This window comes from Microvirga sp. 2YAF29, assembly GCF_052114605.1.
Taxonomy (GTDB): Bacteria; Pseudomonadota; Alphaproteobacteria; order Rhizobiales; family Beijerinckiaceae; genus Microvirga.
Genome location: NZ_JBFRFB010000012.1, coordinates 72,862 through 85,900, shown reverse-complemented (window position 1 = coordinate 85,900; position 13,039 = coordinate 72,862). Strand labels below are relative to the sequence as shown.

Here is a 13,039-nt window from a genome sequence, read left to right as displayed (position 1 = left end):
ACGCATAAGATAAGAACTTACGAAGGTCTATCGTTGTTCATATAATATTGTTGCAGTTTCCTGGGCCTTTTTTGTCGCGCTAGTAAATATAGTTTTCCGGTACGTTATTCAGTTCTGGTGGCGAAGTCTCATTTTACTGTCCGGTTGCAGGTGGCGGAACCACCGGATAGCCGCTCGTCGGTCCTTCCGGAACCTCAGGTGCCGCAGGCGCCCTCCTGGGTGCAACCGTGTCCTTGTCGATCAGCCGCGAGGCCGGCCTTTCGACCCGGACCCGCTGCCGGACGACGGCGGGCGGCTCGGCGGTGCCTATGCCGAGCGGGTAGAGGGGTGCATCGAGCTGCCCAAGCTGGGCGGGCGGCGATGGCGGCGAGCCGTAGGGGTTCCAGAAATTGGACATGTAATAGGCCGAGATCGTGAAGGCATACATGGACCGCAGGAGTTGCTGCTGGGTGGCTGCGGCATCGCACAGCCTCAAGCGCACGGAGATGACACCGCCGGGGATGAAGATGGCCGGTTCGTTGGGCTCGATCCGCTGCCACGCGTAGAGGCAGGTATCCCCGTTCGCGGAGCGTCCCGTGGCGAAGCCGAAGGGTCCGTACCTGTTCTGGACGTAGACGAGGGAGGTCTGCATCTCGATGCCGGGCAGCCTTTCCTCCATCTCGCCGGCAATCCGGTCCTGGGTGATGGAGGTGGGCAGACTGAGAACGTCGTCGATCTCGGACAATCCCCTGCGTCCGGTCGAGAGGCTGACATAAAAGGCGTTCTGGCCCGGCGTCATGGAGGCGGTGGAGAGGGCGATCTCCTGGGTGACGCCGTTCTGGTAGTTGCGCTGGAGCACGGCCACGATGGAGGGGCCGCCGGGCGGGGGAACAATGATCGCCTGGGTCGCCGGAACCTCGTTCATGAGGGTGGCGAAGCCGATATCGGAGCGGGTGGTGCAGGCTCCCGCCACGAGGACCGGCAGGATCGCGAGAGCCCGAAGGGCGCGGCTCAAGGAGGTCCGATGCCGGATCCGAAGACGCATGTCTGGCATCGTGCCTTCGAAGGTCATGCGGAGGGTGGGCAAAGCAGGGGTCATGAGTAGCTTAATTATAGGCGCCAATCGGTCCTGGAAGAGCAATTCCTGAAAATTGTCCTTGAAATAGGGGCAATTTCCCGAGATCGGCGAACCAGAAATGAATCTTTAACCAGTGATGGCCAAACATAGTTAACGAAGTGTAATCAGCCTGACGTTAGAGGAACTTTGTCCCCCTGAAAGGCGGGGATGCCGCTTGACCTGACCGGGAGGGAGCATAAAAGCGAGGCTCATGCGCGCTTGAGCCCACGGTCTCCCACCGCCGGCCCCCACGCACCTTTTTCGTTTTCCGTTCGTTCGACCCCTTGATGGGCCGTTTTCTCAATCCCGCTTCATGAAAGCCGGGGCCACGAAAGCCGTTTCGATGCAATCCGCCTTCCTGCGCAATGCCCTCGTCCTTGGGATGCTCTCCGCCATAGGACCCTTCGCGATCGACATGTATCTGCCGGCCTTCCCGGCCATCGCCCGCGACCTGCAAGTCGATGTCAGCGCCGTACAGATGAGCCTGATGAGCTTCTTCCTGGCGGTGGCCGTCTGCCAGATCGTCTATGGGCCGCTCGCCGACCGATTCGGGCGCAAGCCGCCGCTCTATTTCGGCCTGAGCCTGTTCATCCTCGCCAGCATCGGCTGCAGCTTCGCGCCGAATGTGGAGACGCTGATCGCCTTCCGCTTCCTCCAGGGCGTCGGCTCCTGCGCGGCGATGGTGATCCCGAGGGCGATCATTCGCGATCTGCATACGGGCCACGAGGCGGCCCGGCTCATGGCCACCACCATGCTGGTCTTCAGCGTCTCCCCGATCCTCGCGCCGCTCGCCGGCAGCACGCTGACCGAATTCTTCAGTTGGCGCGTCATCTTCTGGGCCATTGCGGCCATCGGAATCGGCGGTCTGGCGGTGATCTTGTTCCTGCTGCCGGAAACGCGGGCGCCGGGTGCGGAAAAGCGCGGCATCGGCCATGCCTTTTCCACCTATCGCAGCCTTCTGAAGGACCGTCATTTTCTTGGCGTCACATTCATCGGCGGCTTCAGCCAGGCGAGCTTCTTTGCTTATCTCGCGGGCTCGTCCGTGGTGTTCATCGAGCATTTCGGCCTGACGCCATCCGCCTACAGCATGGTCTTCGCCTCGAACGCCATCGCGTTCATCGGCAGCGCCCAGTTCAACAGTACGCTCATGCGCCGCTTCGGCGCCGAGCGGATGGTGCGCACGGCCCTCATGGTCTTCGCTGCCCTGGTGACTTTGCTGTTCGTGCTCACATTGGCCGGGTTCGACAATGCCTATCTGTTGTGGGGCCTGCTCTTTACGTCTTTCGCCTGTCTCGGCTTCGTCATTCCCTCGACGGCGGTGCTCGCTCTCGACAAGCACGGCCCCATCGCCGGAACGGCCTCGGCGCTCATGGGCACATTGCAGCTGAGCACGGGCGCCGTCATGATCGTGCTCGTCAGCGCGCTCTATAACGGGACGTCACTCTCCATGGTGGGCGCCATCGCCTTGTGCTCCTGGATCGCACTGATCCTGAGCCGCCTCGCGCTGAAGCCCAAGCATGTCTATCCCTGACGCGTCTCGCTGATCAGCCAGTCGCGGAAAGAACGCACCAGCGGCGCCTCGGCCTTGTGCTCCGGATAGACGAGGTAATAGGCGCCGCTGCTTAGGACCGAGTGCGGAAACAGCACTTCGAGACGGCCTGAGGCGAGCTCGTCGCCGATCAGGAATTGCGGGATCATCGCCACGCCGAGACCGGCGGCGGCGGCCTGCGCCACCATGGCGAACTGCTCGAAGCGAGGCCCGCGCATGGGGTTGACGATGGCCACATCCACGTTTCCGAACCATTCCGCCCAGGCCGTGGGGCGCGTGCTCTGCTGCAGCAGCCGCGCGCGGGCGAGATCCTGGGGCTCGTGAATGCCTTCGCGCTGCCGATAGGCCGGGCTGCACACGGGCACCGCCTCTTCCTTTCTCAACAGCTCGCAGATTGCGCCGGGCCAATGCGGCTCACCGAAATGGATGGCGGTGTCAAAAGGTTCATCCGCGAAATCGAAGGGCACGAGGCGCACGCCGAAATTGACGGTGGCATCCGGATGGCGCGTGAAAAAATCGGGAATGCGCGGCATGAGCCAGCGGGTGCCGAAGGTCGGCAGCGTCGCAAGGTTCAGAACGCCGCTGGTGCCGGAAAGGGCAATGGCCTGATGGGTGGCGTCGGCCAGCTCGGTCAGAGTGCCGCGCACCTGGGACGCATAAAGCCGCCCCACATCGGTCAGCACCACGCGCTGGCGGGCGCGGCTGAACAGGGAGACGCCCAGCGATTCTTCGAGCTGCTGGATCTGGCGCGAGACGGCGCTCTGCGTCAGGTTCAGCTCCTCCGCCGCGCGGGACACGCTGCCATGGCGGGCGGTGGCCTCGAAGGCGAGAAGGTTGCCCACATTGGGCAGAAAACCGCGACGGAACACCAGTTTATTCCAATTGAGAATGACTTGCTGCGAAGATGTCGCTTTACTTCCGCGCTGTCCAGCGCGATTTTCTCAGCGAAATTCAACAGGTTTGGCATCCCGGTCCTGCGTGCCGGTGATGCAGGAGAGGAAGGATCGTCATGGCCGGTGCTCAACAGGAATATGCGAAGTTCACGTGGGAAGACCCGCTTCTTCTCGACGAGATGCTCACCGATGACGAGCGCATGATCCGCGACACGGCCCGCGCCTACGCCCAGGAAAAGCTCCAGCCGCGGGTGATCGAGGCCTATCGCGAGGAGCGCACGGACCGCGAGATCTTCAACGAGATGGGCGCGCTCGGCCTTCTCGGAGTGACGCTTCCCGAGGAATACGGCTGCGCCGGTGCTTCCTACGTGGCCTATGGCCTCGTGGCGCGCGAGGTTGAGCGGGTCGATTCCGGCTACCGCTCCATGATGAGCGTGCAATCCTCCCTCGTCATGTATCCGATCTATGCCTACGGCACCGAGGAGCAGCGCAAGAAGTATCTGCCCAAGCTCGCTTCCGGCGAGTTCGTCGGCTGCTTCGGCCTCACCGAGCCGGATGCAGGGTCCGACCCTGCCGGCATGAAGACACGCGCGCAGAAGATCGACGGCGGCTATCGCATCAGCGGTTCGAAGATGTGGATTTCGAACTCCCCCATCGCCGATGTGTTCGTGGTTTGGGCGAAGTCGGAAGCGCATGACAACCAGATCCGCGGCTTCGTGCTGGACAAGGGCATGAAGGGCCTCTCCGCGCCGAAGATCGGCGGCAAGCTTTCGCTTCGCGCCTCCATCACCGGCGAGATCGTCATGGACGGCGTCGAGGTCGGCGAGGATGCGCTTCTCCCGAACGTATCCGGTCTGAAGGGTCCCTTCGGCTGCCTCAACCGCGCCCGCTACGGCATTTCCTGGGGCTCTCTTGGTGCGGCGGAAGATTGCTGGCACCGGGCACGCCAGTACACACTCGATCGCAAGCAGTTCGACCGTCCGCTCGCGGCAACGCAGCTCGTGCAGAAGAAGCTTGCCGACATGATGACCGAGATCACGCTCGGCCTTCACGCCTCGCTTCGCGTCGGGCGTCTCTTCGATGAGGGCCGCGTGGCGCCGGAAATGATCTCGCTCGTGAAGCGCAACAATTGCGGCAAGGCGCTCGACATCGCGCGTCAGGCCCGCGACATGCATGGTGGCAACGGCATCCAGGAAGAATACCACGTGATGCGCCATGCGCAGAACCTGGAGACCGTGAACACCTATGAGGGCACGCACGATGTGCACGCGCTGATCCTCGGCCGCGCGCAGACGGGTCTGCAGGCGTTCTTTTAATCAGGAGTAAGCCATGGCCGTTCGCATCACATTGGCCGGGGCGACCGGCTGGGTCGGCAAGGCACTGGTGGCGGCGATTGCCGCTGCCGACGACCTTGAACTCGCAGGCGCCGTCAGCCGCAGCGCGGCGGGCCAGGATGCGGGCGAAGTCGCCGGATTGCAGCGCCTCGGCGTGACGATCAGCGCCACGTTGGAGGAGGCGTTGCAGCAGCCCTCCGACGTGGTGATCGACTACACGAAGCCCAATGCCGTCAAAGCTCATGCGGTGACGGCATTGGCGCAAGGCCGCCATGTGGTGATCGGCACATCGGGCCTGTCGGCGGAGGATTACGCCGAGATCGACCGTCATGCGCAAGCAGCCGGCAAAGGCGTTCTCGCCGCCGGTAATTTCTCGATCACGGCAACGCTGCTGCGCCGCTTCGCGATGGAAGCCGCGCGTTACGTGCCGGACGTGGAAGTCATCGACTACTCCTCCGCGAAGAAGCCCGACACGCCGTCAGGTACCGCTCGTGAACTCGCTGAACTCTTAAGCGATGTGCGCCAGGCGGCAACATCGAAGCCCGTGAGCGAACTTGCCGGTGTTCAGGAGACGCGCGGCGGCGCGCTCGGTGCGAAGGAACCGGTGCAGGTTCACTCGCTGCGCATGCCATCCTTCGTGCTCTCCTGCGAGGCCGTGTTCGGCGCGGATAATGAACGTCTCGTGATCCGTCACGACGCCGGTTCGTCGGCTGCTCCCTATGTCGCCGGCACGCTGCTTGCAGCACGCCGCGTCGCATCGTTCAAAGGCCTCAAGCGCGGTCTCGATACGGTGATGGATTGATCCTATGAAGCCGCTTCAAAGTCTCAAAGTCCTCGAACTCGCCCGAATTCTCGCCGGCCCCTGGGTCGGGCAGCTGCTCGCCGATCTCGGTGCGGATGTGGTGAAGGTGGAGCGGCCCGGCGCGGGCGACGATACGCGCGGCTGGGGACCTCCTTTCATCGAGGGCGCTGAGGGGGACCATCTCTCAGCCGCGTATTTTCATTCCTGCAATCGCGGCAAACGCTCCATCGCAGTCGATTTCGAGACGCCTGAAGGTCAGGAACTCGTGCGCAAGCTGGCAGTTCAGGCCGATGTGGTGATCGAGAACTTCAAGGTCGGCGGCCTGAAGAAGTACGGGCTCGATTACGAGAGCCTGAAAGCCGTCAATCCCCGCCTCGTCTATTGCTCCATTACGGGCTTCGGGCAGAACGGTCCTTACGCGGCGCGTGCAGGCTACGACTTCATGATTCAGGGCTTAGGCGGCATCATGGATCTGACGGGCGATCCGGAGGGCGATCCGCAGAAGATCGGCGTGGCTTATGTCGATATCTTTACCGGTGTGTACTCGGTCGTGGGCATTCTCGCGGCTTTGCGGCAGCGCGATGAAACGGGCGAGGGTGCGCATCTCGACATGGCGCTTCTCGACGTGCAGACGAGCGTGCTGGCGAACCAGGCCATGAATTATCTGGCCTCCGGCAAGTCGCCGCGCCGCATGGGCAATGCGCACCCCAACATCGTACCCTACCAAGTGTTTCCCGTGTCAGACGGCCATGTGATCGTGGCCGTGGGAAATGATGGCCAGTTCACGCGCTTCGTCGCGGTTCTGGGCCAGCCGGAACTGGCGCAGGACGAGAGGTTCAAGACCAATGCAGGCCGCGTCGGCAACCGCAATGAACTCGTGCCGCTTCTGACCGCGCTGACGCTTCGCACGACGCGCGAGACTCTCCTGTCCGAGCTTGAGAAGCAGGGTGTTCCCGCAGGTCCCATCAACACCGTGGCCGATGTGTTCGACGATCCGCAGGTGATCGCGCGCGGCATGAAGATCGATCTCACGTCAACAGCTGCGCACGGCGGCAGCATCCCGTCTGTCCGCTCGCCGATCGTGATGAACGGCCAGCCGATGGCGGCAAGCCGTCCTTCGCCGCGTCTAGGCGAGCATACGGATGAGGTGTTGAGCGATCCGTCCTGGATGGCGTGACGCGCTTCTAAGAAGCGATGCCCTTCGTGAGCAGGCGGTTGATCGCCTGCACGATCCGCTCGCGGTCCTGATCCGAGAAGGGGCTGAGATTATGCATTTCGAGGTTGCTCAATCCTTCGACGGCAAGCCAGCCGAGGAGAGCGGAATCCAGATCGTCCGAGTCTGACTTGATGCGTTGCAACGTTTCAACAATGACCGTACGCACAGGGTCGAGCAGGCGGGGGTTTTCTGCCGTTGCGACCATTAAGCCGGTCGCGATCTCCTGCATCTTGCCGCCGCAACACATCTTCAAAAGAGTCGTGGCAGCCAGCCGCGCCTCCAGGTTGGGCCCGGGCTCAAGCTCGGAGCGCAAGGTTTCCCTTGATTCCGTGACCTGATCGATCATGCGCTGAATCATTGCCTGAAGCAGTGCATCCTTCGTGGGAAAGTTGTAAAGAAGACCGCCCTTGCTGAGCCCAGCCCGTTCGGCTACCGCGTCGAGGGTCAGACGGCCCGCGCCGATTTCGGCCACGAGTTCGGCCGCCGCGTCGAGGATTTTCTCGCGGGAACTTTTTCGGCCTCGGGCATTTTTCAACATTCGCAACTCTTGCAACTAAACCGTCCAGTCGGTATATAAATGCTGCCACGGCAATGGCGTCAAGGGTAAGCCGCGCTATTGCCGCACCCTTAATCGTATAAGTCTGCAGCCCGCCTCGCGGGCTATAACTTCTGGAAGAAGCCCATGAAACGGCGCATCGTAGTCAGTCTCGTTTTTCTTTTTGCGGTTTTGCTCTGTGCCGGGCTCGTTGGCTTCAATTTCTTCAAAGAAAAGATGATTGCCGACTTCTTCGCCAACATGCAGCCGCCGCCGCAGACGGTGTCTGCCGCCAAGGTTGAGGCGAAAACCTGGACGCCGAGCATCAGCGCCATCGGCACCGCCCGGGCGGCGAATGGCGTGGAGCTTGCCTTCGAGACTCCCGGCATCGTCAAGGAGATCAAGTTCAAGTCCAATCAGAGCATCCGTCAGGGCGATGTGCTGGTCCAGCTCGACGATGCGGTGGAGCGGTCCGACATTCAGGATGTCCAGGCCAACGTGAAGACAGCCGAGAGCGCCTTCGAGCGTGCGCGGTCCCTGTCGTCGCGTGGCTACGGCACCGAAGCCAATCTCGACCAGGCCAGCGCCCTGCTGGCGGCGGCGCGCTCGCGTCTCGCCCGCCTGGAGGCGACCATCGAGCAGAAGGCCCTCAAGGCTCCCTTCTCGGGCGTGATCGGCATTCCGCGCGTCGATGTGGGCCAATATCTCCAGCCCGGCGCCGTCATCGCGAGCTTCCAGAATCTCGATTCCATGAAGGTCGATTTCACGGTGCCCGAGCAGATGGCGGATGACGTCAAGCTCGACCAGGAAGTGCGCCTGGGCTTGAACGCGACCGATCTTCCCTTCAAGGGAAAGATCACCGGTAAGGACCCGCGCGTCGACCCCAAGACCCGCCTCGTCTCCGTGCAGGCTCTCATCGAGGACAACAAGGACCGCGCGCTTCTGCCGGGTCAGTTCGTCCACGTGGAAGTGGTCCTGCCGCAGGAGCCCGGCGTCATCACCGTGCCACAGACGGCGGTTATCACCAGCCTCTACGGCGACTACGTCTATACGATCGAGAAGGAAGAACGGGCGGGCAAGCAGGTTGACGTTGCGCGTCAGGTCTTCGTGAAGACCGGCCGCCGTCGTGGGGGATCTCTTGAAGTCCTCTCCGGCATCCAGGCCGACCAGCAGGTCGTCGCTTCGGGGCAGAACAAGCTGCAGGCCGGCGCGGCCGTCAAGATCGACAATTCCATTGATGTGACCAAGCTCGACGCGGCCAAGCTGGCGAACGGGCAATAGGCAAAACGCCATGAGTTTCACGGAACTATTTATTCGCCGCCCCGTCCTGTCGATGGTGGTGAGCCTTCTGATCCTGTTGCTCGGTGCGCAGGGTCTGATGAGCCTTCAGGTGCGTCAGTATCCTGAGGTCAAGGAAACCACGATCACGGTGACCACAGCCTATGTGGGTGCCAGCGCGGATTTGATTCAGGGCTTCATCAGCACGCCCATCGCGAAATCCGTCTCATCCGCGGAAGGCGTCGATTACGTGACGACGCAGAGCCGTCAGGGCGTGAGCACGGTCTCCGTGCGCATGCGCCTGAATACGGACCCGAACGCCGCGCTCACCGAAGTGACCGCCAAGGTGCAGCAGATCCGCGCGCAGCTGCCGCAGGAAGCCGAAGACCCGGTGATCATGAAGGGTACGGGCCAGAGCTTTGCCCTCATGTACATCACTTTCGGCTCGACGGAGATGAACTCCGAGCAGGTCTCGGAATTCCTGACTCGTGTCGTGCAGCCGCGCTTCGCAACGCTCGAAGGCGTCGGCAATGCCGAAATCCTCGGCGGCCGCGACTTCGCCATGCGTGTCTGGATCGACCCCGTGCGGCTTGCCGCCCGTGGCGTGACGGCGGGCGATGTGGTGCAGGCGATCAATGCCAACAACTTCCTTGCCGCTCCCGGCAAGACGAAGAACGCGTATGTCGCCTACACCCTCGACATGCAGACCACGCTGCAGACGCCGGAGACCTTCGGTGCGCTGCCGATCCGCTCCGAGGGCGATCAGGTCGTGCGCCTGCGGGACGTGGCGGATGTGGAGCTAGGCCCCAAGAGCACGGACACCATCGTCGCCTTCAACGGCAGCGAAGGCACCTTCATCGGCATCACGCCGACGCCTTCCGCCAACCCGTTGACCGTTGCCGACGAGGTGACGAGGGCCATCGACTCGATTCGTCCGACGCTGCCGAAAGGCATGACGGTCGAGATCGTGTACGACGCCTCGAACTTCATCTCGGCCTCCATCGAAGAGGTGTTCAAGACCATCGGCGAAGCGGCACTCATCGTCGTGATCGTGATTCTGCTCTTCCTGGGCTCCTTCCGCTCGGTGCTGATCCCGGTCGTCACGATTCCGCTCTCGCTGATCGGCGTGTGTTTCTTCCTTTACGCGCTGGGTTACTCGATCAACCTGTTGACGCTGCTCGCCATGGTGCTGGCCATCGGTCTCGTGGTGGACGACGCCATCGTGGTTCTAGAGAACATCCACCGGCATATCGAGGAGGGGCTCAAACCTGTGGACGCGGCCATCGTGGGCATGAAGGAGATCTTCCTTCCCATCGTGTCCATGACGGTTACCCTCGCGGCGGTCTATGCGCCCATCGGCTTTACCCAAGGGTTGACCGGATCGCTCTTCCGCGAATTCGCGTTCACGCTGGCGGGCGCGGTGGTCATTTCAGGTATCGTCGCGGTGACCTTGTCGCCGATGATGTCCTCGAAGCTCCTGAAGCCGCACGGCTCGCAGAGCCGCTTCGCCGCCTTCGTCGACCGCACCTTCACGCGGTTGGAGAACTGGTATGCACGGCGCCTCAAGGGCTCGCTCGATTATCGCGGCGTGACGCTTGTGATCGTCGCGGTTCTGCTCGGTACGACAGTCTTCCTCTTCATGAAAACCGGTTCCGAACTGGCGCCGGAAGAGGATCAGGGTGCATATCTCGGCATCGTCAACGTGCCGAAATACGCGACGGCCGAGTACACCCAGGCCTTCTCCAAGCAGTTCACGAACGCGGCCGAAAAGATCCCCGAGATCGAGGACAGCTTCCTCATCATCGGCATCGATGGCGGCGGCGGCGGCTTCTTCGGCTTCAAGCTGAAGGAATGGAACGAGCGCGAGAAGAAGGGCGAGGCCACCAAGCAGGATATTCAGAATCTTCTGAATCAGAATGCCGGTGTCCAGGCCTTCACCTTCGCGCCTCCCTCATTGCCTGGCGGCGGTGACGGCCTGCCGATCCAGTTCGTGCTGCGTACTATCGGCGATTCGTCCCAGGCCTATGAGGTTGCCGAGCAGATCCGCAAGGAGGCGATGAAGTCCGGCAAGTTCATCGTGGTGCAGAATTCGATCTCCTACGAGACTCCGCGTGCGCGCATCATCATCGATCGCGATCGTGCCGCCGCGCTCGGCGTCAAGGTCTCCGAGATTGGCAACACGCTGGGTGCGCTCGTCGGCGGTGCGTCGATCTCGAAGTTCGACCGGGACAGCCGCAGCTACGACGTGGTCAGCCAGGTGCGCCAGGAGGATCGTCTGAATCCGGAACGTCTGGCCGAGTACTATGTGCGCGCCTCGGATGGTTCGATGGTGCCGCTCTCCGCGCTCGTCAGCATCAAGACGGATGCCGCGCCTGCCGTGATCGAGCAGTTCAACCAGCTCAACTCGGCAACGGTCGGAGCGCTTCCGTTGCCGGGCGTCACCACCTCGGAAGGTCTGGCGACCCTGCGCGAGATCGCACAACGGGTCATGCCCCAGGGCTTCTATGAGGATTATGCCGGCCAGTCGCGTCTCGAAATCCAGGAAGGAAATTCGATCTTCCTCGCCTTCGGTCTCGCCATCATCGTGATCTATCTGGTGCTGGCGGCGCAGTTCGAGAGCTTCCGCGATCCGTTCATCATCATGATGTCGGTGCCGCTCTCCATGTTCGGTGCGATGATCTTCCTCAATCTCGGCCTGGCGACGCTCAACATCTACACGCAGGTGGGCTTGATCACCCTTGTGGGACTGATCACGAAGCACGGCATTCTGATGGTGGAATTCGCCAACGATCTGAAAGAGAAGCACGGCACCAGCAAGCGTGAGGCCATCGAGGAAGCCGCCCGTGTGCGTCTCCGCCCGATCCTCATGACCACGGCGGCCATGGTGCTCGGCGTTGCGCCGCTGCTCTATGCTTCAGGTGCAGGTGCCGCGGCCCGCTTCTCCATGGGCCTCGTGATCGCCTCGGGCATGTCCATCGGCACGATCTTCACGCTCTTCGTGGTGCCGATGTTCTACACCTTCATTTCGAAGGAGACGGTCCGAAGCAAGGCCGAGGACCAGCAGGCCCATCACCGGGCCCTGGCGGCAGAGTAATAAGATCTGAGGCCGGTGAAAGCCGGCCTTAGTTCCAGGACAAACGAAAAGGGCCGGAGCGATTCGCTCCGGCCCTTTTCTATGAACTTCAGCTTTTGGAAGCTTAGCGGGTCATCTCGCCTTCGACTTCCATGAAGGGCGAGATCGACTTGAAGCCGGCCTGCTCGGCGGCCTTGCGGACCGCTTCGGCCACCTCCGTCGAATGCACCTCGATGGTCTCGCCCGTCTTGGAATCCACGAACATGATCTTCATGGCATTCACTTCAGGCTGGCCGTGGGACACCACATAAGAGTTCTGGGTGGCCAGACGGTGCACGAGGCCTGCATCCCGCAGGAAGTCGAGCGCACGATAAATCGTGACCGGGGCCAGACGCTTTTTGTCGCTGCTGAGGCGATCAACGAGGTCATAGGCGCCGACCGGACCGCCGCTCTGGACCAGCTCGCGATAAACGCGCTCGCGGATCGGCGTCAGCCGAAGGTTGTTCTGGCGGCACAGATCGTCCGCCCGGCGGAGGAGGTTATCCTCCTCTTCTTTCCTGAGGGCTCGTGTGCTCATGGTCCTCGCTCCTGTTATTTCAAAACCTACATATTCATATAGGTAAATTTGGAACCGCACAATGTGCTATCATTGCTATAAATGCTTGCAATTATGCAGATAACGAAACGGAAGCTGGCATCTAAGCAGAGAAACTCGGAAAACAACCGTTACGTTTTATAGTAACGTACAACTCCGGCTTAGGTTCCAGGATATAACATCACTCTGCGCAAGTATCGCAGAGGCCGCGAATCTCTATGGTAACCTTCTTTGGGTGGAAGGCGTGACCATCGCTCCACTGAGCGAGTCGGTCATTGATCTGCTCATCGCAGAACTCGGTGACCAAGCCGCAATTCTCGCAGATGGCGAAAGCGGCCATGTCGTGGTGGTGAGGATGCTTGCACGCGACATAGGCGTTGAGGCTCTCCAGCCGATGGGCGAGCCCTTTCTCGATCAGTTTATCGAGGGAGCGATACACCGTCGGCGGGGTCACGGCTCCTTTACCGCGCATCTTGTCCAGCACCTCATAGGCCGAGAGCGGATTCTGCGCGGCCGTCAGGATGCGGTGAACCCGCTTCTGCGTCTCGTTCAGCTCATCGAGGGCATGATGGTGGTGGGGCGTCGGCGCCATGCGTGAAATCGTGATCCGGCTGGATAGAATGTAGCCTATACGTCATGATTGCCGAGACGATTTCAAGAGATTCCGA

General features: G+C 61.7%; 11 protein-coding genes. 6 read left to right on the top strand and 5 right to left on the bottom strand.

Annotation, left to right across the window (positions count from 1 at the left end):
• Positions 1-133: 133 nt before the first annotated feature.
• A complete protein-coding gene (gene bcsN, locus AB4Y85_RS15730) occupies positions 134-1,024 on the bottom strand; it encodes a cellulose biosynthesis protein BcsN (RefSeq protein WP_441985856.1) in 891 nt (296 codons plus the stop codon).
• Positions 1,025-1,439: 415 nt separating this feature from the next.
• On the opposite strand from bcsN, the gene AB4Y85_RS15725 reads away from it, so the two are divergent.
• The gene (locus tag AB4Y85_RS15725; RefSeq protein ID WP_441985855.1) at positions 1,440-2,627 is read left to right on the top strand and encodes a multidrug effflux MFS transporter; all 1,188 of its coding nucleotides are present in this window, start codon (positions 1,440-1,442) and stop codon (positions 2,625-2,627) included.
• Here the strand turns inward: AB4Y85_RS15725 and AB4Y85_RS15720 are convergent.
• Entirely contained in the window at positions 2,618-3,514 is an 897-nt protein-coding gene (locus AB4Y85_RS15720; protein ID WP_441985854.1) for a LysR family transcriptional regulator, read from the bottom strand. The two genes, AB4Y85_RS15725 and AB4Y85_RS15720, sit on opposite strands and share 10 nt — an antisense overlap.
• Positions 3,515-3,654: 140 nt before the next feature.
• Here AB4Y85_RS15720 and AB4Y85_RS15715 point away from each other — a divergent pair, with 140 nt between their 5' ends.
• Genes AB4Y85_RS15715 through AB4Y85_RS15705 form a run of 3 tightly spaced genes read left to right on the top strand, consistent with a single transcriptional unit; the run spans position 3,655 to position 6,851 of the window.
• Positions 3,655-4,854: an acyl-CoA dehydrogenase gene (locus tag AB4Y85_RS15715; RefSeq protein ID WP_441985853.1), complete on the top strand. Its 1,200-nt coding sequence runs from the start codon at positions 3,655-3,657 to the stop codon at positions 4,852-4,854.
• A gap of 13 nt (positions 4,855-4,867) precedes the next feature.
• Positions 4,868-5,674: a 4-hydroxy-tetrahydrodipicolinate reductase gene (gene dapB, locus AB4Y85_RS15710; RefSeq protein WP_441985852.1), complete on the top strand. Its 807-nt coding sequence runs from the start codon at positions 4,868-4,870 to the stop codon at positions 5,672-5,674.
• A gap of 4 nt (positions 5,675-5,678) precedes the next feature.
• A complete protein-coding gene (locus tag AB4Y85_RS15705; protein WP_441985851.1) occupies positions 5,679-6,851 on the top strand; it encodes a CaiB/BaiF CoA transferase family protein in 1,173 nt (390 codons plus the stop codon).
• Between the two features lie 7 nt (positions 6,852-6,858).
• Here AB4Y85_RS15705 and AB4Y85_RS15700 read toward each other — a convergent pair whose 3' ends face one another.
• A complete protein-coding gene (locus tag AB4Y85_RS15700) occupies positions 6,859-7,428 on the bottom strand; it encodes a TetR/AcrR family transcriptional regulator (RefSeq protein ID WP_441985850.1) in 570 nt (189 codons plus the stop codon).
• A gap of 144 nt (positions 7,429-7,572) precedes the next feature.
• Here AB4Y85_RS15700 and AB4Y85_RS15695 point away from each other — a divergent pair, with 144 nt between their 5' ends.
• Together AB4Y85_RS15695 and AB4Y85_RS15690 are read left to right on the top strand one after the other, a co-directional pair.
• Positions 7,573-8,706, top strand: a complete 1,134-nt coding sequence (locus AB4Y85_RS15695; RefSeq protein WP_441985849.1) for an efflux RND transporter periplasmic adaptor subunit — start codon at positions 7,573-7,575, stop codon at positions 8,704-8,706.
• 10 nt (positions 8,707-8,716) lie between these two features.
• Positions 8,717-11,797 (top strand): efflux RND transporter permease subunit, encoded by a 3,081-nt coding sequence (locus tag AB4Y85_RS15690; RefSeq protein WP_441985848.1) that lies wholly within the window; start codon positions 8,717-8,719, stop codon positions 11,795-11,797.
• Between the two features lie 103 nt (positions 11,798-11,900).
• Here AB4Y85_RS15690 and AB4Y85_RS15685 read toward each other — a convergent pair whose 3' ends face one another.
• Together AB4Y85_RS15685 and AB4Y85_RS15680 are read right to left on the bottom strand one after the other, a co-directional pair.
• Complete coding sequence (locus AB4Y85_RS15685) at positions 11,901-12,353, bottom strand: Fur family transcriptional regulator (RefSeq protein WP_441985847.1); 453 nt, start codon at positions 12,351-12,353, stop codon at positions 11,901-11,903.
• A gap of 199 nt (positions 12,354-12,552) precedes the next feature.
• On the bottom strand, positions 12,553-12,963 hold the full coding sequence (locus AB4Y85_RS15680) for a Fur family transcriptional regulator (RefSeq protein WP_441985846.1): 411 nt from the start codon (positions 12,961-12,963) through the stop codon (positions 12,553-12,555).
• Between the last annotated feature and the right edge of the window lie 76 nt (positions 12,964-13,039).